The organism is Streptomyces glaucescens (assembly GCF_002154375.1).
Classification (GTDB): Bacteria; Actinomycetota; Actinomycetes; order Streptomycetales; family Streptomycetaceae; genus Streptomyces; species Streptomyces glaucescens.
Map to the genome: position 1 here is coordinate 1 of NZ_MUND01000364.1, position 19,056 is coordinate 19,056.

A 19,056-nucleotide genomic window follows, 5' to 3' on the forward strand; every position below is an offset into this window, starting at 1 on the left:
GAAGTACTACTAGGGGGTGTCGTCAAACTCCCGTCTGCCCTGCGGACGACGACGGGAGTTTGACGAGACCCCCTAGGCCAGCCCGGCGCGCTCCAGGGCCTCGGTGCCGGCCCGGAGGGAGGCGATGCGCTCGTCGAGCGTGAAGCCCGCGGGAGCCAGGCTGAGCGTGGTGACCCCGGCCTCGGCGTAGGCCTTCATCCGGTCGGCGATGCGGTCGACCGAGCCGAGCAGGGTGGTCTTGTCGATCAGGTCGTGCGGGACGGCGGCCGCCGCGCCCTGCTTGTCGCCGGAGAGGTACTTGGCCTGGATCTCGGCGGCCTCCCGCTCGTAGCCCATGCGCCGGGCGAGCTGGTTGTAGAAGTTCTGCTTGGGGCTGCCCATGCCGCCGACGTACAGGGCGGTGTAGGGACGGAAGGTGTCGGCGAGGGCGGTGACGTCCTTGTCCTCGCCGACGGCCAGCGGGAGCGTCGGGCAGACGTCGAAGCCGTCGAGGGTCTTGCCGGCCTTCTCGCGGCCCGCGCGCAGGTGCTTGACCGCGGTCTCCTCCAGGTGGTCGGCGGAGGGGAAGATCAGCAGGGCTCCGTCGGCGATCTCGCCGGTCTGCTCCAGGTTCTTGGGGCCGATCGCGGCGATGTACAGCGGGATGTGCTCGCGCTGGGGGTGAACGGTGAGCTTGATGGGCTTGCCGGGGCCGCCGGGCAGGGGCAGGGTCCAGTGCTCGCCGTCGTGGGTGAGGCGTTCGCGGCTCATGGCCTTGCGGACGATCTCGACGTACTCCCGGGTGCGGGAGAGCGGCTTGTCGAACTTGACGCCGTACCAGCCCTCGGAGACCTGGGGTCCGGAGACGCCGAGGCCGAGACGGAAACGGCCGCCGGAGAGGGAGTCCAGGGTGGCGGCGGTCATCGCGGTCATCGCGGGCTGGCGGGCGGGGATCTGGAAGATGGCCGAGCCGACGTCGATCCGGGTGGTCTGGGCGGCGACCCAGCTGAGTACGGTCGCGGCGTCCGAGCCGTAGGCCTCGGCGGCCCAGCAGACCGCGTAGCCGAGGCGGTCGGCCTCCTGGGCGACGGCGAGGTTGTCCGCGTCCATTCCGGCGCCCCAGTAGCCGAGGTTGATGCCGAGCTGCATGACCATCCCCTTACTGATCAGTAACGTCCCTTGTGGGGCTGACCCTACCGGGTGGGCGGCCGGCGCACGCGGGCCTGGCCGGAGACCGGGAAACCGGTTGTCCACAGGCAACCCACGGCAGCAGTTCCGGCCAGTAATCTCGGCGGACATGGAGCAGAGGCATCTCGGCCGTACCGGCCTGCGTGTGTCCCGTATCGGTCTAGGCACCCTGACCTGGGGCCGGGACACGGACGAGCATGACGCCGCGGACCTCCTGAAGACGTTCTGGGAGGCCGGCGGGACCCTCGTCGACACGGCGGACGTGTACGGGAACGGGGAGGCCGAATATCTGCTCGGACGTCTGATGGACGGGCTGGTCCCGCGGCGGGACCTGGTCATCTCCACCAAGGCCGGCAGCGTCCTCGATCCCGACCGGCGGTTCGACGGCTCCCGCGGGCATCTGCTGGCCGCCCTCGACGCCTCCCTCACGCGGCTCGGGACCGACTACGTCGACCTGTGGCACCTCCACGCCTTCGATCCCGGGACGCCCCTGGAGGAGTCGCTCCAGGCGCTCGATCTGGCGGTGAGCAGCGGACGGGCGCGGTACGCCGGGGTGTCCAACTTCTGCGGGTGGCAGCTCGCCAAGGCGGCGACCTGGCAGCTGGCCGCGCCGGGCACGCGGACCCGGCTGGCCAGTACGCAGATGGAGTACTCACTGCTCCAGCGCGGCGTCGAACGGGAGGTGTTGCCCGCGGCGGTCGACCTGGGGATCGGGCTGCTCCCCTCCTCGCCGCTGGGGCGCGGTGTGCTGACCGGCAAGTACCGGGGCGGCGTGCCGGCCGACTCGCGCGGCGCCTGCGACCACCTGGCGCCCTTCGTGGAGCCGTACCTCGACGACACGGCCGCCCGGATCGTCGACGCCGTGGCGACCGCGGCGGACGGGCTCGCGGTGACACCGTTGCAGGTGTCGCTCGCCTGGGTGCGCGACCGGCCCGGCGTGGCCGCGCCGATCGTGGGCGCGCGCAACGCGCAGCAGCTCACGGCGGCATTGTCAGTGGAGGCGCTTAGTCTTCCTGACGAGATCTGCCGGGCGCTCGACGATGTGTCGGCGCCCGTGCACCGCTATCCCGATCACGACTGGAGCACGCTGTGAGCACGGAGCCGGAGACCACCGAGGACGCCGCGCGGGAGACGCCGGGCGCCGAGGCGGAGGGCGGCACCCCCGGGTCCGGGGCCGAGGAGACGGCGGGGGCGCGGGGCTCCGGGGCCGAGGGGGAAGGGTCCGACGCGGCCGACGAGGCGCGGACGGACGGGGCTCGGACCGGCGGGGCTGAAGCCGGCGAGGCCCGGGAGGCCGAAGCGGGTGACTCGTCCGACGTCGGCGGCGGCGAGGGCGACGGAGCGCCGTCCGCCGAGGCTGCCGGGACCGACGCGGCTCAGGTGTCCGAGGCCGAGGCGGAGCTGCTGGCGCAGCGGCTGGAGCGGGAGCGGATCGAGCGGCGCAAGGCCGAGAAGAAGGGGCCCATCGAGGCCGGCACCAAGCTGAGCGGCAAGGCCGCCGATCTGCTCGCCGCCGTGCGGGCCGTGGAGAGCGGCCAGAAGCCGGTGTCCGCGGTGTTCGCCGAGCCCGAGACGGCGGCGCGGCGCCCGGCGCCGGAGCCGGTGCGGCGCACCCAGCCGGTGACCCCGGCGGTCGCCGCCGCGCCCGCCGCCGAGACGGTGGACGGGGTGCGGCGGGCGCTGGCCGAGGGCGGTGCGCCCGAGGCACTGGCGCCGCAGGCCGCCGCCGTGCTGGGGGACGGCGCCGAGGAGCGGCTGCGGGAGGACCCGTGGCTGCTGCTGAGGGTCTCGGGGGTGCGGCCGGAGCAGGCCGACGGGTTCGCGCGGGCACTGCTCGGCGCGGCCTGCGGTCCCGACGACGAGCGGCGGCTGCGGGCGGTCACCGTCTGGCTGCTGGAGCAGGCCGCGCTGGCCGGGCACACCGCGCTGGAGATGCCGGCGCTGACCGCCGCCCTGGCCCAGCGGGGCGTGCCCGACCCGGACGCGGCCGTGCAGAGCGCCCTCGCCGAGGGAGAGGTGCTGGCCTTCCAGGACGGGCTGGAGGAGGCGGCGGAACCGGCCGAGCCGGCGGAGCCCAAGGAGGGTGAGGCCGAGCCGGAGCCCGTGCGGGTGCTGGTCGGTCTGGAGCGTTACGCGCTGGCCGAGGAGAGCCTGGCCGACGGTCTCGCGCGGCTGATCAACTCGGCGCCGAGACAGGACGGTTCGGACGCGGACTGGGAGCGGGCCGCCGCCGCGGCCCAGGGCTCCGCCGCCGAGCTGATCCGGGCGGTCGCCGGGCACGGCCTGGTGCTGCACACCGGCGGCGAGGCGGCGCGCGCGGAGGCGGCGGAACTGCTGGACGCGGCGCGACAGCTGGGCCTGCGGGCCTTCGCCGCCGTCCACAGCCCCCTGGGCCGGGGCCGGTTCGCACCGCAGGCCCCGGTCGCCACCCTGGCGGGGCTGCTGTACGGCGCCGAGGGACCCGGGCGGGACGCCGACGGAGCACTGGACCTGGATCTGCTGGTCGTGCTCGACGCGCCGCAGCTGGACGTGGAGGCGGGCGCGTCGCTCGTCGAGGCGCTGCCGGACGGCGCCCGGCTGGTGCTGTCCGGGGACCCGGCGGTGCTGTGGTCGGCCGGGCCGGGGCGGGTCTTCGCCGATCTGCTGGCGGCGCGCCGGACGCCGCAGATCGCCTCCCGCCGTCCCGATCCCGGCCCGTTGGGCGAACTGGTCTCCGGGATCGGCGTCGGCGAGCTCCACCAGGTCGACGCGCCGGGCAAGGAGGTCGTGATCGTGCCGGTGCGGGACGCGGGCGAGGCCGTGCACCGGACGGTGCAGCTGGTCGCCGACTCGGTGCCGCGGGCGATCGGCGTGCCCGCCGAGGAGACGGTGGTCATCACGCCGGGCCACAGCGGCGCGGCCGGCACCCGGGTGCTGAACGCCGCGCTGAAGGAACGGCTCAACCCCGGCCCCGGGCGCTTCGGCGGCTTCGACCCCGGCGACCGGGTCGCCTACTCCCCCGCCCCCGGCCGTACCGTGCCGGGACGCGTGGTCGGGGCCGACGCGGACGGGCTGCGGCTGTCGTGCGCGGGTGAAGCCGTCGTGGTCCCGCGCGAGCGGGTGGAGCAGTGCGTACGGCACGGGTGGGCGCTGACCGCGCACCAGGCGGTCGGGGGCCGGTGGCCCGCGGTGGTCGCGGTGCTGCCGGGCGACGCCGCCCAGACCCTCACCCGGCCCTGGGTCTACACCGCCTTCAGCCGAGCGGAGCGCCATCTGTCCGTGGTGCACGGGGTCGAGCAGGCCCTGCCGAGAGCCGTCGCCGAGGGTCTCGCCAAGCCGCGCACCACCCGCCTGCCCGACCTGCTGCGCCCCGAGGCGCCCGCGGCCGAGTAGCCCGGCGGACACGGCACGGCGGCCACCGGTCCTCCGGTGGCCGCCGTCCTCTCGGTGTCCTGCGTCGGTGCTCTGCGTGGGTGCTGTGCGTCAGCGGACCGCGTCAGCGGTCCGTGTCCAGGGGCTCCAGGTCCTCGTCCTCCTCCGCGTCCTCGTCCGCGTCGAGGTCGACGTCGTCCGCGTCGTCGTCGAGGTCCTCGTCGAAGACCGCGCTGACGTCGAAGCGGCAGACCACCCGCTGCGGGTCCACGGAGTCGAACGGGGCGGACAGCCATTCGCCGGCCTCAGGGAGTTCGTCTGCGGCGGTCACCCACAGCGTGGAGTCGGCCTCCTCTAGGCCGAACTCCTTGTGCCGGGAGGCGATCTCGTCGGGTTCGAACTCGCCGAACAGAACGCCCAGCGCCCCGTTGACGGTCTCCGCGGCGTCCGAGTCGGCGCCCCCGTCCGCCGCCTCGATCCGCTGGGCCTGGGCCAGCAGCCGTTGCGGTTCCGCCACCGCGTAGTCGCGGCGGATCAGCACACTGAGCGCGCTCGGTTCCTCGGGCCCCGAGTAGGGCGGCAGGGAGTCGTCCGCGCCGGGGATCTCGAAGGGCGTGACCTCGTCGTAGCGGTCGTAGAGCAGTTCGTCGTACACCTCTGCGGCCGCGGCCAGCTGGTTGAACGCCTCGTAGACGGCCGGGTCGTCCTCCCCCGACCGGCGTTCGACCGCGGCGAGATGGCGGTCGAGCGCGGTCTTGACCGCCTCGGCGGCGGCGCGTACCTCGGCAGCGGTGGTGGGCTGCGCAGCATCAGACATACTGCAGACGCTATCCGTACCGGGCCCCAGCACGCACAATAGATGCGATGCCGGAATACGAATTTGTCGACGTGTACGTACCGCGCGGGGTCTCCCGCAAGGACGCCACACGTCTGCTGACGGACCATGCCGAGTACGGACACTGGGAGTTGCACCGCCTGAGCCTGCTGCGTGACGGCAGCCGCAGGGTGCGGCTGCGTCGGCGGATCATCCGCCAGGTGCGGGCCACCTGGTGAGGTGACGGGCGCGACGGAGCGGGCCCCGCCGATCGGCGGGGCCCGCTCCGTCGCGCCGGCGTGTGCGATGCGTCACGCCGAGGCACGTGCCCTGCGGTAGAGGACGACACCCGCGAGCAGCGCTCCCGCCCCGAGGGACGCGGCGGCTCCCACCGGCAGGCCGCTGCCGGTGTCCGCGAGCCGGGCCGGGCCGTCGCCGCCGGGAGTCCCGCCATCGGTCCCGGGCGGGGTGCCGGGTGTGCCGGGTTCCACCGGGTTGCCCGGGTCACCGGGGTGACCGGGCTGTTCCGGCGTACCGGGCGGCGTCGTCCCGGGCGGGTCGGTGCCCGGCGGAGTCGTCTCCGGCGGGTCGGTACCGGGCGGCGGCGTCCCACCGCCGTCTCCCGGCGGGGTGGTGTGACCGCCGTCGTCGTTGGCGCAGTCGTTGCCGAAGGCCGCGTTGCCGATGCCGACGACGCTGACGTTGTTGCCGCAGACGTTGACCGGCGCGTGCACCGGCACCTCGACGTGGTTGCCCGAGCCGACGCCGGGCGAGTCGGAGGTGTGTCCGCCCGCGTGCGCGCCACCGTGACCACTGGAGCCGTCATGGCCCCCTGAGTCTGCGTGGCCGTCGGACGGGCCGTCGTGGCTGTGCCGGCCGCACGAGTTGCCGGCCGCCGGGTTGAGCAGACCGATGACGTTCACGGTGTTGCCGCAGACGTTGACCGGCACGTGCACCGGTGCCTGCACGGTGTTGCCGGACAGCACCCCGGGCGAGTGGGAGGCGGAGCCGCTCGCGCCCGAGTGCGCCTGGGCCTGCCCGCCCGCCGCGGCGATCACTCCCGTGGCGGCCGCCACCGTCATCAGGCCCTTGCGGGTGGCCTGTCGCATTTCTGTTTCCCCTTCGACGTCGTGACAGAACCGGGTCGTGAGAACCGGTCGTGGGTGACCGGGAGAGCGATCGGCCCCGGAGCGCGTGGCGCGCGTTCCGGGGCCGAGGACTCAGACCCTCATGAGGTGAGACCCGACGTCACGCGTTGATGCAGGTGTTGCCGAAAGCGGGGTTCAGGAGCCCGATCACGTTGACCGTGTTGCCGCAGGCGTTCACGGGGATGTGCACGGGCACCTGGACAACGTTGCCGGACGCGACACCCGGGGAGTGCACGGCGGCACCCTTGGCACCGGAGTCGGCGACGGCCATGCCCGCGCCCGCGAGAACGAGTCCACCGGTGGCGGCGGCTACGGCGACGACCTTCTTGAGCATTGTTCCTCCTAGTTGGCAATGCGATCCCAAGCCTCGGATCACACCACCGGTAACGAGGAGGGACTAATAGAGCTACGACCCTATGAGCGCATTCACCCGTCCCGGTTCATCGTCGTACGCGAGGGCGAAACGTGAAGTCGCGTTTCACCGGGGCAATCAGGACGCGTCGAGGAACCGGTCGAGCACCCGCACGCCGAACTTCAGCCCGTCCACCGGAACCCGCTCGTCGACGCCGTGGAACATGCCGGCGAAGTCCAGCTCCGGCGGCAGCTGGAGCGGGGCGAAGCCGAAGCAGCGGATGCCGAGGTCGTCGAAGGACTTGGCGTCGGTGCCGCCGGAGAGCATGTACGGCACGGCCCGGGCGATCGGGTCCTCGGCGCGCAGGGCGCTCTGCATCGCGTCGACGAGCTTTCCGTCGAAGTCCGTCTCCAGCGCCTTGTCGGCGTGCACGTCCTCCCGCTTCACGCGCGGGCCGAGGATGCGGTCCAGGTCGGCCAGGAACTCCTCCTCGTAGCCGGGCAGGAAGCGGCCGTCGACGTGCGCGGTGGCCTGGCCGGGGATGACGTTGACCTTGTAGCCGGCGCCGAGCATGGTGGGCGCCGCCGAATTGCGCAGCGTGGTGCCGATCATCTTGGCGATGCCGCCCAGCTTGGCGAGCGTCTCGTCCATGTTCTCGGGGTCGAGTTCGGTGCCGAGCGCGTCGGACAGCTCGTCGAGGAAGGACCGCACGGTCTTGGTGACCCGGACCGGCCACTTGTGCCGGCCGAGCCGGGCGACCGCGTCGCACAGCTCGGTGATCGCGTTGTCGTCGTTGGTCATCGAGCCGTGGCCGGCCGTGCCCTCGACGGTGAGGCGCATCCAGTGCATGCCCTTCTCGGCGGTCTCGACGAGGTAGAGCCGCAGCTTCTCGTTGACCGTGAAGGAGAAGCCGCCGACCTCGCCGATCGCCTCGGTGACCCCCTCGAAGAGGTCCGGGTGCCGGTCGACCAGATAGCGGGCGCCGTAGGTGCCGCCGGCCTCCTCGTCGGCGAGGAAGGCGAGCACGATGTCGCGCGGGGGCTTGCGGCCGCTGCGCAGCCGGTCGCGGACGACCGCGAGGGTCATCGCGTCCATGTCCTTCATGTCGACGGCGCCCCGGCCCCACACGCAGCCGTCGGCGATCTCGCCGGAGAACGGGTGGTGGGTCCAGTCGTCGGCGTTGGCCGGTACGACGTCGAGGTGGCCGTGGATGAGGAGGGCGGGCCGGGACGGGTCCGCGCCCTCGATGCGGGCCACGGTGGAGGCGCGGCCGGAGTGGGATTCGAAGATCTGCGGCTCCAGTCCCACCTCGGCCAGCTTGGCGGCCACGTACTCGGCCGCCTTGCGCTCGCCGGGGCCGGAGTGGTCGCCGTAGTTGCTGGTGTCGATCCGGATCAGCTCGCTGCAGAGGTCGACGACCTCGTCCTCGCCGGTGACGCCCTGGCCGGTGCCCGTCTGGCTCACGCTGGTTCCTCCCGCTGTCGCCGCTGGTGGTTCCCCCACATCCTCCTCCTTGGGTCCCCGGGGCCCAAGAGCGGACCCGGCCCGTCACACGCCGTTCACGCGCGACAGGCGAGGCCGGGGTGATCGGCCACCTCCGAAAGCCTGGTAATGTTTACGTCGTCGCCGCGGGGGAAACCGCCCCGCACGACAGACACCTTGTCCGGGTGGCGGAATGGCAGACGCGCTAGCTTGAGGTGCTAGTGCCCTTTATCGGGCGTGGGGGTTCAAGTCCCCCCTCGGACACCAGCGGGAACCCCGGTCGCCATGGCGACCGGGGTTCCGCCGTTTCGTGGACTCTCGGCCCCCGTGAGTCCCATGTGAATCAGCGTTCACATGACGCTTCCCGAATCCCACCTGACGCATCCCGCACCTTCTCTGCGGGTGCGCGGCCGAAAGTCCCGCCGCCGGGCCGGCCCTCCGCGAGGTTCCGCAAGATTTCCGCGCGCCCCCCGCGCGCCGGGAAACACCTGTTCCCCTGCTCCCCTCCCGACCGGGTCGCGCGTCTCACCACCCTCCGGTTTTACAAGTCGCTTGACTGCGTCTTACAGAGCTTGTTGACTAATTCCGGCGCAGTCGGCCCCCGCAGGAACGGCGGGCCGGACAGGCGACGGGGGCTGTCCGGTTGGGGACTTGACTGCTGCTCGACCACCCAGGTGACAAGAGGTGAAACTCTGTGACGACCCAGGGAAGCCTGATGGCGGAGCACCGGCCGGAGACCGTGTCGAGAGTCACTCCGGGGCACCCGCAGCCGCTGGGCGCCACCGTCGACGCCGACGGCGTGAACTTCTCGATCTTCTCTGAGCATGCGACCCGCGTGGATCTGCTGCTGTTCGACCGCTGTGACGCGCCGCAGCCGTCCCGGGTGATCCGGCTGCACCCGGAGCGGCACCGCAGCTTCCACTTCTGGCACTGCCATGTGGCCGGCCTCGGCCCGGGGCAGGTGTACGCGTACCGGATCGACGGCCCGCGCAACACCGCGCACTCGGGGACCCGGTTCAACCACCGCAAGGTGCTGCTCGACCCGTACGCCCGGGCCAACATCAACACCCGCTGGGACCGCACCCAGGCCCTCGGCACCGCGGACAACGTCGAGCACTCCATGCGCAGCCTGGTCGTCGACCTCGGCGACTACGACTGGGAGGGCGACCGGCCGCTGCGCATCCCGATGACCGAGACGGTCATCTACGAGATGCACGTCAAGGGCCTGACCTCCTCCCCCACCTCACGTACCGCGCACCCCGGCACCTTCTCGGCGGTGGTGGAGAAGATCCCCGAGCTGAAGCGGCTCGGCATCACCGCGGTGGAACTGCTGCCGGTCTTCGACTTCGACGACACCCAGATCCTGCGCAACGGCCCCGACGGGACGCCGCTGCGCAACTACTGGGGCTACGACCCGTACGGCTTCTTCGCCCCGCACACCGGCTACTGCTCGGCGCCCCACCTGGCCGCGCACATCACCGAGTTCCGGGACATGGTCAAGGCGCTGCACAAGGCCGGCATCGAGGTCATCCTCGACGTGGTCTTCAACCACACCAGCGAGGGCAACGAGTACGGCCCGACGATCAGCTTCCGGGGCGCGGCGAACGAGGCGTACTACCACCTGTGGCCGCAGGACCGCAGCCGGTACATGGACTTCACCGGGTGCGGCAACGCGGTCAACGCCAACCATCCGATGGTCACCAAGTTCATCCTGGAGTGCCTGGAGTACTGGGTCACCGAGCACCATGTGGACGGGTTCCGGTTCGATCTCGCCTCGGAGATGTCCCGGGGGCCGATGGGCTACGAGATGGCGGTGCCACCTTCGCTGTGGGCGATCGAGCTGTCCCAGGTGCTGGCCGAGACGAAGATCATCGCCGAGCCGTGGGACGGCGGCGGCCTCTACCAGGTCGGCCGGTTCCCGGGGAAGCGCTGGGCACAGTGGAACGGGCCCTTCCGGGACGACGTACGGCGCTTCGTGCGCGGGGACGCGGGACTGGTCGGGGAGATCGCCTCCCGGCTCGGCGGCTCGGCGGACCTGTTCTTCCCGCAGCAGGTGCTGCCCACCAACAGCATCAACTTCGTGACCTGCCACGACGGGTTCACCCTCAACGACCTCGTCAGTTACGACCACAAGCACAACCACGCCAACGGCGAGGCCGACGCGGACGGGGCGCACGAGAACTTCAGCTGGAACTGCGGGGTCGAGGGGCCGACGGACTCCGAGGAGATCGAGCGGCTGCGGGTGCGGCAGATCAAGAACTTCCTGTCGATCCTGATGCTCAGCCGGGGTGTGCCGATGCTGCTCGCCGGTGACGAGTTCCGCAACACCCAGCACGGGAACAACAACGCCTACTGCCAGGACAACGAGACCTCCTGGCTCGACTGGGGCCAGGCCGAGAAGGAAACGGAGATACGTTCCTTCACCGAACACGTGATCGGCCTGCGCAAACGGTTCCGGACCTTCCGCGAGCCCCGCTTCTTCACCGGCCGCCCGAACGAGCGGGGCCTGCCGGACGTCACCTGGCACGGCACCCAGCTGGAATGCCCCGGCTGGGACCACAGCGACGCCCGGGTGCTCGCCGCGACCCTCGGCGGCTTCGACGGCGACCCGGATCTGCATCTGATCCTCAACATGTACCACCTGGGCCTGGACTTCGAGCTGCCGGCCGTCGACGGCCACCGCTGGTACCGGGTCCTGGACACGGCCTGCCCCGGGCCGCGCGACCTGCTCCCGGCGGGCGGCGAGGAGGCCGTCGACGGCCATGTCTTCCACGCCCACGGCCGCAGTGTCGTGCTGCTCGTGGCCTTACCCGACGAGAAGGGCACGTGAGATGAGTACAGACGCCGACCGTCGCACCTACTCCGACACCCTCGCCGGCTACGTCACCTACTTCAGCCCCACCGAGCACCGGTTCGGGCTGCGCACCTCCGACGGCCGCGAGTACACCGTGCACCTCGCCCGCAACGTCGTCTCCCGGGTCGTCCGCAATCTCGGGGACCCCTACCGTGACACCACCGGGCAGACCCGGGACATGCTGGGCTCCGGGCGGTTCCTGTTCGCCTACGGCATCTTCTACGAGTGGCCGGGCGGCAACCGGTTCGAGGCGAAGGAGATCACCTTCCCCGAGGAGAGCCGGGGCCACTACGTCTTCGAGCACCCCAAGTGGTGGGTGCAGCAGGCCGCCGCGATCGCCGACTTCTATCTGCGCGGGCAGTTCCCGGACGGCAAGTACGACTGGCGCAACTACCGCACCCACCTCACCCTCGACGGCGCCCATCTGCCGGAGCACGCCGGGGACAACGTGCGCCAGGAGACCGACACGATCTCCCGGCTGGTCTACGGACTGTCGACGGCGTACCTGCTGACCGGCGAGGACCGGTTCCTGGACGCGGCCGAGAGCGGCACCGAGTACCTGCGGCAGTACATGCGCGTGGACGACAAGCAGGACGGGATCGTCTACTGGTACCACGGGATGGACATCACCCCGACCGGACGGCGCAAGGTCTTCGCCTCCGAGTTCGGCGACGACTTCGACGCCATCCCGATGTACGAGCAGATCTACGCGCTGGCCGGCCCCACCCAGACCTACCGCGTCACCGGCGATCCGCGGATCCTGGAGGACATCGACCGCACGGTCGCCCTCTTCCAGCGGTACTTCCGCGATGAGGAGCGCGGGGGCTTCTTCTCGCACATCGACCCGATCAACCTCAGCCCCTGCGACGACGCGCTCGGCCGCAACCGCTCGCGCAAGAACTGGAACTCCATCGGCGATCACGCACCGGCCTACCTGATCAACGCCTACCTGGCCACCGGGCGCGAGGACTTCGCCGCCCTGCTGGAGGAGACCGCGGACACCATCGTGGCGAAGTTCCCGGACGAGCCGAACAGCCCGTTCGTCCAGGAGCGCTTCCACGAGGACTGGACGCCGGACCGGACCTGGGGCTGGCAGCAGGACCGCGCCGTGGTCGGCCACAATCTGAAGATCGCCTGGAACCTGACCCGGATCCGGGCGCTGCACGACAAGCCGGAGTACGGCGAGCTGGCCCGCCGCATCGGCGAGATCATGCCGCCGGTCGGCAGCGACCAGCAGCGCGGCGGCTGGTACGACGTGGTGGAGCGGCGGCCCGACCCGGACAGCGGCATCCACCGGCTGGTCTGGCACGACCGCAAGGCCTGGTGGCAGCAGGAGCAGGCGATCCTCGCCTATCTGATCCTGGCGGGCACCTGCGGCGACCCCGAGTCGCTGCGGCTGGCGCGGGAGGCGGCGGCGTACTACAACGCCTTCTTCCTCGACCACCAGGACGGCGGCGTCTACTTCAACGTGCTCGCCGGCGGCGTCCCGTACCTGGTCGGCACCGAGCGGTTCAAGGGCTCGCACTCCATGGCCGGCTACCACGCGCTGGAGCTGTGCTACCTGGCCGCCGCCTACACCGGTCTGCTGATCAGCCACGAGCCGCTCACCCTGCACTTCCGGCCGCGGCCCGGCGACCTGCCGAACCGGGAGCTGCGGGTGGCGCCCGATCTGCTGCCCTCCGGCTCGGTGGAGCTGACCCGGGTGTGGGTCGAGGGCCGCCCGCACCACCACTTCGACGCCAAGGAGCTGACCGTCAGGCTGCCGGAGAGCGACGTACCGCTCCGGGTGCGGGTGGAGCTGGAGCCGGTGCAGATGCGGCTGCGGATCCGCGGCGAGTTCGACGGCGGCACCGCGCACGTGCGGTGCGCCGGCGCGGTCGACGGCACCGAGCTGGAGAAGTTCCGCCGGGTGCTCGGCGAGGTGATGGCCGCCGGCCCGCGACGGGTGGAGTTCCACCTCGGCGAGATCACCGAGATGTGCCGGCCCGCCGTCAACGAACTCCTCGTGCAGCGCACCAAGGCGGGTCTCGACGTCGACTTCGTCGTCGTCGGGTCCGTGCCGCCCGAGGTCCGCGAAGCCCTGCTGGCCACCGACGCCTTCCTTCTGGAAGGCGAGGAGGACTGAGAAGACGTGACCACCACCCTGCCTCCTCTGTACCGCACCGCCGGGGCGGACGAGTCCGTGCCCGGACCGCCCCCGGCGGCCGGGACCCCGGCCGCGCCGGTGGACTTCTCCGCCTACTGCCAGGACCTCTTCGGCACCCTGGCCCGCTCCGACCAGCGACGCTGGGGTGAGGTGTACGTCCGGGGGCTGCTGGACGTGCCGGGCCGCAAGACGCCGGCCCGGATCTCCGAGCAGGTCCTCGGGCGCCGCGCGGTCCAGCAGATCCAGCAGTTCGTCAACCAGAGCCCGTGGCCGTGCGGGCCGGTGCGGCGGCGGCTCGCCGGACAGCTGGACCAGGCCTTCGCCACCGAGGCCTGGTGCGTCGACGAGGTCGTCTTCGCCAAGAACGGCGACCGCTCGGTCGGGGTGGCGCGGCAGTACGCGCCGTCGCTGGAGCGCACCGTCAACTGCCAGCTGGCGCTGGCCACCTCGCTGGTGGGCCGGCACGGCGGGGTGCCGGTGAGCTGGCGGCTGCTGCTGCCGCAGCGCTGGGACCGCGACGAGGGCCTTCGCCGCCAGGCGCACCTGCCGGACGGGGAGCGCAGCCGCCCGCGCTGGCGGTACATCCTCGAAGCGGTCGACGAGATGCTGGAGGAGTGGTGCCTGGAGCCGCTGCCGGTGCTGGCCGACTGGCGCGGCGAGGGTGATGTGGCGCCGCTGCTGCGTGGCCTGGAGGCGCGCGGGCTGGCCTATCTGGTCGAGGTCTCGCCGACGGTCGCGGTGACACTGCCGCGGCCGTGCGCCGGGTCCCCGCAGGGCAGCGGCACCCTGCTGGAGCTGGCCGTGCACGCGGCACAGCACCGGGGGCGCACGCCGATCGCCTGGCAGGACCGGGCGACGGCGCGGATGCGGCAGTCGCAGGTGCTGTCCATGCCGGCGCTGCTGCAGTCCGAGGCCCAGCCGTCCGGTGCGGCCGGGCGCCCGGCGGAGTCGCGCCCGGCGCAGCGGCCCCGGCATCTGGTGACCGACTGGCCGTACGGCCGGCCCGCCCCGCGCGCGTACTGGCTGACCAATCTGCCGGCCCGCAATCTCCCGGACGTGCTGCCGCTCGCCCAGTTGCGGACGCTGTCCGGGCAGAGCCTGAGCCGGATGCAGCGGGACTTCGGGCTGGCGGACTTCGAGGGCCGGTCGTTCCGCGGCTGGCACCATCACGTCACCCTCGCCTCGGTGGCGCTGGGCTTCGACGCGCTGTGCTCGCCCTACCGTTCCCAGCCGACGGCGCCGAAGTCGATGTCGCCGAGGCCGGGGACGCCGTAGTTGGCGAGGCCCTCGCGGACGGCCAGCACCTGCGGGCGCTGGTAGAGCAGGACGTCGTGGGCGAGTTCCCAGATGAGGGCGTCGGCCTGGCTGTAGAGCCGGGTGCGGCGCCCTTCGTCCAGGGTGCGGCCGGCCTCGCGCAGCAGGGCGTCGAGGCGGGGGCTGGAGATCCTGCCGTAGTTGGCGTAGATCTGCTCGCCGTCGGTGGGCCGGTAGAAGGCGTGCAGGTCGCTCGGGTAGGACAGGCCGATGTACCGGCTGATCACCAGGTCGAAGTTGCCCCGGTTCAGGTACTGGGGCCCGTAGTCGTCGGCCGGGACCTTCTCGATCCGCACGTCGAAGCCTGCCTGGCGCAGCATCTGCTGGATCAGCTGGGAGAGGTCGAGGCCGAGGCGGTTGGTGGACTGGCTGACGACGAAGCGCAGCCGCAGGGGCCGGCCGTCCTTGCTGCGCACCCCGTCCGCGCCGTCCCGGCGCCAGCCCCGGCGGTCGAGGATGCGCGCGGCCTCCTCCGGGTCGTAGCCGGACCCGGCGGAGTGGTCGGTGTAGCCGGGCTGGTTGGTCATGAAGAAGTGGTTGCCGAGCAGGGGCACGCCGACGGGCAGTCCTTCGCCGGCGACGTCCGCGAGGGCCTGGCGGTCGATGGCCCGCAGCACGGCCCGGCGGACCTCGGGGTCGCGCAGCGGGCCGGCCGCGCCATTGAGGACGACCTGGATCTGGTCCCAGGCGGAGCCGGTGCGGATGTCGGTGTCGCGGGCGTCGCGGAGCCGCTCGTAGACATCGGCCGCGGCGGCGTTGACCGCGTCGATCTCCTGGTTCAGGAAGGCGTGCACGGCGGCGGTGGGGTCGAGCGTGCGGAAGACGACGCGGTCGAGGCGGGGCCGGGCTCCCCACCACGCGGGGTCGGGCACCAGGGTCAGCGTCCGCGCGGTGACGTCGCGTTCACCGATCCGGAAGGGTCCGGCGGTGACCGGCGCGCCGTCCTGCCAGCCCTGGTTGAACCGGCCGGGCGTGCCGAACGCGGCGGCCGGGTACAGCGGGGTGAACAGCCGCTGCCAGTCGGCGAACGGCTCCTCGAAGGTCACCCGCACCTCGTGGTCGTCGGCGCCCGGGCGCACCGAGGCGATGTCCTCGTAGCCGCTGGGGTCGGCGATCCGGTAGCGGTCGTCGCCACGGCCGAGCGCCTGCCACTGGGCGGCGAAGTCCCGCCAGCCGAGGGGTGTTCCGTCGGACCAGCGGGCCTCGGGGTGGAGCCGGTAGGTGACGACGGTGCGCGGGGTGGTGGCGGTGACGGCGGCGGAGCGCAGGTAGTCGGGGACGGGGTGGGGCACGCCCTTGGCGTCCCGGGCGAACAGGCGGGGTTCGAGCATGCCGGAGATCGCCGACATCTCGTCGCTGGCGCCGTCGACGTGGTGGACGTTGAACTGGGCCGGCCAGCGGTACAGCGGGAGGGTGAGGGTGCCGCCTTCCCGGAGCCGTGACCGCGGCTGGGGGTTGACGTCGGTGCGGCCGTACGCCGGGACGGCCGCCTCGGAGGGCCGGCCGTCGCCGGAGCCGTCCCGTCTCGAGGCGGCGGTGCAGCCGCTCAGCAGACCGACGAGAACGGTCAACGCCAGTACGGCTCCGGACCATCTGCTGCGGACCGCCCACCCCGTCATCGCGCTGTCCCCTCTTCGACGTGAAGCCATCTTCACCGAACGACAGCACCGTCGCCACAAATGCGAACACATCTTCAAGAGTGGTCCGAGAGCTTAACATTGGGGCGTTGTCACACTGATGAAGACGGACGCCCCCGATGCCCACATCGTCGGCAATACGGCTGACACGCGCGCTCTTATTACTTCTCGTTTCAACGTTCCTTTGCTACCTGATTTCCTCCGCCGCCCTCGATCCGCGGGCCTGGTTCGAGGAGCGCACCCCGCGTCCGCCCGCCGCCGTCGTCGACCGGCGGCTGGCCGAACTCGGGCTCGACGACCGGCAGCCGGTCGCCGAGCGGTTCGCCCGCTGGTCGTGGCGGGCCCTGCACGGGGACCTCGGCCGCACCCTCGACGGCACCCCGGTCAGCGACGAGTTCGGCCGGCGGGCCGGCGTCACCGCGCGGCTGCTGCTGGTGGGCACCGTCGCGGGAACGGTCCTCGGGGTGCTGGCCGGGGTGTGGGCGGCCGTGCGACGGGGGCGGCTGCCGGACCGGGCGCTGACCGTCTTCTCCTTCGCCGTGCTGGCCGTGCCGCCCTTCGTCCTCGGGCTGCTGCTCCAGGCCGGAGCGCTCACCGTCAACGACGCGGCGGGCCGGACCGTGATCCGCTACACGGGCGAGCGGACCCCCGGCCTCGACGGCGGCCCGATGACCCAGCTCCGCGACGCCCTCGTCCACTTGGCGCTGCCGACGGTCTCCGTCGCGCTCGGCGCGATCGCGCTGTACAGCCGCTACCAGCGGGCGGCGACCCTGGACGTGCTCGGCGCGGAGCACCTGCGCACCGCGCAGGCGAAAGGGCTGACGCCGGGGCGGGCGCTGCTGCGGCACGGGCTGCGGATCTCGCTGATCCCGCTGACCACCGTCTTCTCGTTCGGGTTCCTCGCCCTGTTCACGGGCGCGGTGTTCACGGAGCAGATCTTCGGCTGGCACGGCCTGGGCAGCTGGTTCGTCGACGCGGTGCACACCGGTGACGTGCACGCGGCCGTCGCCGTCGAGGTGTTCGCCGCCGCGCTGGTGCTGCTGGCCGGGCTGCTGGGCGACGCACTGCACCGGGCGCTCGATCCGAGGGTGCGGCGGACGTGAGATCGGCGCGGGGGAAGGACGTGCGGCGCCGGCTGGTGCGCTCGCCGGGCGCGGTGGCCGGTACGGCGCTGCTGCTCGGCCTGTTCCTCTTCGCGTACGCCGGTCCCCCGCTGGCGGGCTGGGGTTACGCCGACATCGACTACCGGGCGCTGCACAGCCCACCCGGCGCGCGGCACTGGCTCGGCACCAACCGGATCGGCCAGGACGTGTTCGCCCAGAGCGCCCGGGGCCTGCAGAAGTCACTGCTGGTGGGGACGCTGGCGGCGGCCGTGTCGACGGTGCTCGCGGCGGCCGTCGGGGTGTGCGCCGGTTACTTCGGGGGCTGGACCGACCGGGTGCTGACGTTCTGCGTCGACCTCATGCTGGTGGTGCCGGCGTTCCTGGTCCTGGCGGCGGTCGCGCCCCGGCTGCGCGCGGCCGGGTGGCTCGCGTACGCCGGACTGATCGCGGCCTTCGGCTGGATGATCACGGCGCGGGCGGTGCGGGCCCTGACCCGCTCACTGAGGGAGCGCCAGTTCGTGCTGGTGGCCCGGTACACGGGCGTCGCCCCGCTGGTGGTGATCCGGCGGCACATCCTGCCGCACCTGGCGTCCTTCCTGGTCACGGACGCGACGGTGACGGTCGCCGGGGCCGTGATCAGCGAGACCGGGCTGGCGTACTTCGGCTTCGGGGCGCAGCCGCCGGACGTGTCCCTGGGCACGCTGATCGCCGACGCCTCGGACGTGCCGACCACCTACCCGTGGATGTTCTACGTCCCGGCCGGGCTGCTGGTGCTGCTGATCCTGGCGTTCCATCTGATCGGCGACGCGCTGCGCCGGGCGCTCGACCCGGTGACGGCGCCCGCGGCCGTGCGGAGCGCGCCGTGACCGGCGCGGACGAGGTGCTGCTCGCGGCCCGGGGGCTGCGCATCGAGCGGCCCGGGGACCGGCGGCGCCCGGCTCTGCCGCTGGTGCGCGGCGTGGATCTGGAACTGCGGCGGGGCGAAGTCCTCGCGCTGGTGGGCGAGTCGGGCGCGGGCAAGAGCCTCACCGCGCTGGCGCTGCTCGGGCTCTGCCCGCCGGGGCTGCGGATGAGCGGGGCGGTGCGGCTGCTGGGGCAGGAGCTGACCGGGCTGCCGGCGCGGGAGCTGGCGGGGCTGCGGGGCCGGCGGATCGCGATGGTGTTCCAGGACGCGCTGACGGCGTTCACCCCGGTGCAGCGGGTCGGCGACCAGATCGGCGAGGCGCTGCGCATCCACCGGCGCCCGCGTCCCGGCCGGGCGGCGGCGCGGCGGGCGGCGGCCGGCCTGCTGGACGCGGTCGGGGTGGCGGAGCCGGGGCGGGTCGCCGACGCCTATCCGCACCAGCTGTCGGGCGGCACCCGGCAGCGGGCGATGATCGCCATGGCGATGGCCAACCGGCCGGACGTCATCGTCGCCGCCGTGCAGCGGCAGGTGCTGGCCGCGCGGTCACCAGCGCGGCCAGCACCTGCCGCTGCACGGTGACGTCCAGGGAGCTGGTGGGCTCGTCGGCGACGATGACGTCCGGCCGGTTGGCCATCGCCATGGCGATCATCGCCCGCTGCCGGGTGCCGCCCGACAGCTGGTGCGGATAGGCGTCGGCGACCCGCCCCGGCTCCGCCACCCCGACCGCGTCCAGCAGGCCGGCCGCCGCCCGCCGCGCCGCCGCCCGGCCGGGACGCGGGCGCCG

Annotated in this window: 16 protein-coding genes and 1 tRNA gene; 10 read left to right on the forward strand and 7 right to left on the reverse strand. The window is 72.6% G+C overall.

The window, feature by feature from the left end; genetic code table 11:
- Positions 1-72: 72 nt before the first annotated feature.
- Positions 73-1,128: an LLM class F420-dependent oxidoreductase gene (locus tag CCN42_RS23250; protein ID WP_086738510.1), complete on the reverse strand. Its 1,056-nt coding sequence runs from the start codon at positions 1,126-1,128 to the stop codon at positions 73-75.
- Between the two features lie 148 nt (positions 1,129-1,276).
- On the opposite strand from CCN42_RS23250, the gene CCN42_RS23255 reads away from it, so the two are divergent.
- Positions 1,277-2,260 carry an aldo/keto reductase gene (locus tag CCN42_RS23255; protein WP_086170411.1) on the forward strand — a complete coding sequence of 328 codons (984 nt, stop codon included), beginning with the start codon at positions 1,277-1,279 and terminating at the stop codon, positions 2,258-2,260.
- Entirely contained in the window at positions 2,257-4,539 is a 2,283-nt protein-coding gene (locus CCN42_RS23260) for a helix-hairpin-helix domain-containing protein (protein ID WP_245877428.1), read from the forward strand. Before CCN42_RS23255 ends, CCN42_RS23260 begins: the two co-directional genes overlap by 4 nt.
- A 103-nt stretch (positions 4,540-4,642) precedes the next feature.
- On the opposite strand, the gene CCN42_RS23265 is transcribed toward CCN42_RS23260, so the two are convergent.
- A complete protein-coding gene (locus CCN42_RS23265) occupies positions 4,643-5,335 on the reverse strand; it encodes a hypothetical protein (RefSeq protein WP_086738493.1) in 693 nt (230 codons plus the stop codon).
- 47 nt (positions 5,336-5,382) lie between these two features.
- Here CCN42_RS23265 and CCN42_RS23270 point away from each other — a divergent pair, with 47 nt between their 5' ends.
- Positions 5,383-5,571 carry a DUF5703 family protein gene (locus CCN42_RS23270; RefSeq protein WP_043499282.1) on the forward strand — a complete coding sequence of 63 codons (189 nt, stop codon included), beginning with the start codon at positions 5,383-5,385 and terminating at the stop codon, positions 5,569-5,571.
- Between the two features lie 72 nt (positions 5,572-5,643).
- Here the strand turns inward: CCN42_RS23270 and CCN42_RS23275 are convergent, their stop codons facing one another.
- From CCN42_RS23275 to CCN42_RS23285, 3 genes are all read right to left on the reverse strand, one after another.
- Positions 5,644-6,441, reverse strand: a complete 798-nt coding sequence (locus CCN42_RS23275; RefSeq protein WP_086738496.1) for a chaplin — start codon at positions 6,439-6,441, stop codon at positions 5,644-5,646.
- A gap of 139 nt (positions 6,442-6,580) precedes the next feature.
- The gene (gene chpH / locus CCN42_RS23280; RefSeq protein ID WP_086170916.1) at positions 6,581-6,814 is read right to left on the reverse strand and encodes a chaplin ChpH; all 234 of its coding nucleotides are present in this window, start codon (positions 6,812-6,814) and stop codon (positions 6,581-6,583) included.
- Positions 6,815-6,970: 156 nt separating this feature from the next.
- Complete coding sequence (locus tag CCN42_RS23285) at positions 6,971-8,296, reverse strand: M20/M25/M40 family metallo-hydrolase (RefSeq protein WP_086170917.1); 1,326 nt, start codon at positions 8,294-8,296, stop codon at positions 6,971-6,973.
- A gap of 197 nt (positions 8,297-8,493) precedes the next feature.
- On the opposite strand from CCN42_RS23285, the gene CCN42_RS23290 reads away from it, so the two are divergent.
- The 4 genes from CCN42_RS23290 (at position 8,494) to CCN42_RS23305 (ending at position 14,589) form a co-directional block, all read left to right on the forward strand.
- Positions 8,494-8,581: transfer RNA gene (locus tag CCN42_RS23290), tRNA-Leu, on the forward strand.
- A 427-nt stretch (positions 8,582-9,008) separates the two neighbouring features.
- The gene (glgX, locus tag CCN42_RS23295; protein WP_245877429.1) at positions 9,009-11,144 is read left to right on the forward strand and encodes a glycogen debranching protein GlgX; all 2,136 of its coding nucleotides are present in this window, start codon (positions 9,009-9,011) and stop codon (positions 11,142-11,144) included.
- A gap of 1 nt (position 11,145) precedes the next feature.
- Complete coding sequence (locus CCN42_RS23300) at positions 11,146-13,293, forward strand: AGE family epimerase/isomerase (RefSeq protein ID WP_086170919.1); 2,148 nt, start codon at positions 11,146-11,148, stop codon at positions 13,291-13,293.
- Positions 13,294-13,350: 57 nt separating this feature from the next.
- The gene (locus CCN42_RS23305) at positions 13,351-14,589 is read left to right on the forward strand and encodes an IS701 family transposase (protein WP_086738512.1); all 1,239 of its coding nucleotides are present in this window, start codon (positions 13,351-13,353) and stop codon (positions 14,587-14,589) included.
- Here the strand turns inward: CCN42_RS23305 and CCN42_RS23310 are convergent.
- Positions 14,532-16,199, reverse strand: a complete 1,668-nt coding sequence (locus CCN42_RS23310; RefSeq protein WP_245877431.1) for an ABC transporter family substrate-binding protein — start codon at positions 16,197-16,199, stop codon at positions 14,532-14,534. The two genes, CCN42_RS23305 and CCN42_RS23310, sit on opposite strands and share 58 nt — an antisense overlap.
- 185 nt (positions 16,200-16,384) lie before the next feature.
- On the opposite strand from CCN42_RS23310, the gene CCN42_RS23315 reads away from it, so the two are divergent.
- Genes CCN42_RS23315 through CCN42_RS23325 form a run of 3 tightly spaced genes read left to right on the forward strand, consistent with a single transcriptional unit; the run spans position 16,385 to position 18,851 of the window.
- Entirely contained in the window at positions 16,385-17,368 is a 984-nt protein-coding gene (locus tag CCN42_RS23315; protein ID WP_086738505.1) for an ABC transporter permease, read from the forward strand.
- Positions 17,365-18,234, forward strand: a complete 870-nt coding sequence (locus tag CCN42_RS23320) for an ABC transporter permease (RefSeq protein WP_086738508.1) — start codon at positions 17,365-17,367, stop codon at positions 18,232-18,234. The genes CCN42_RS23315 and CCN42_RS23320 overlap by 4 nt, the downstream gene beginning before the upstream one ends.
- A complete protein-coding gene (locus CCN42_RS23325; protein ID WP_422641184.1) occupies positions 18,231-18,851 on the forward strand; it encodes an ATP-binding cassette domain-containing protein in 621 nt (206 codons plus the stop codon). Before CCN42_RS23320 ends, CCN42_RS23325 begins: the two co-directional genes overlap by 4 nt.
- Here CCN42_RS23325 and CCN42_RS23330 read toward each other — a convergent pair.
- A partial coding sequence (locus CCN42_RS23330) for an ATP-binding cassette domain-containing protein (protein WP_143661995.1) occupies positions 18,775-19,056 on the reverse strand: 282 nt, incomplete at its 5' end. The genes CCN42_RS23325 and CCN42_RS23330 overlap by 77 nt on opposite strands.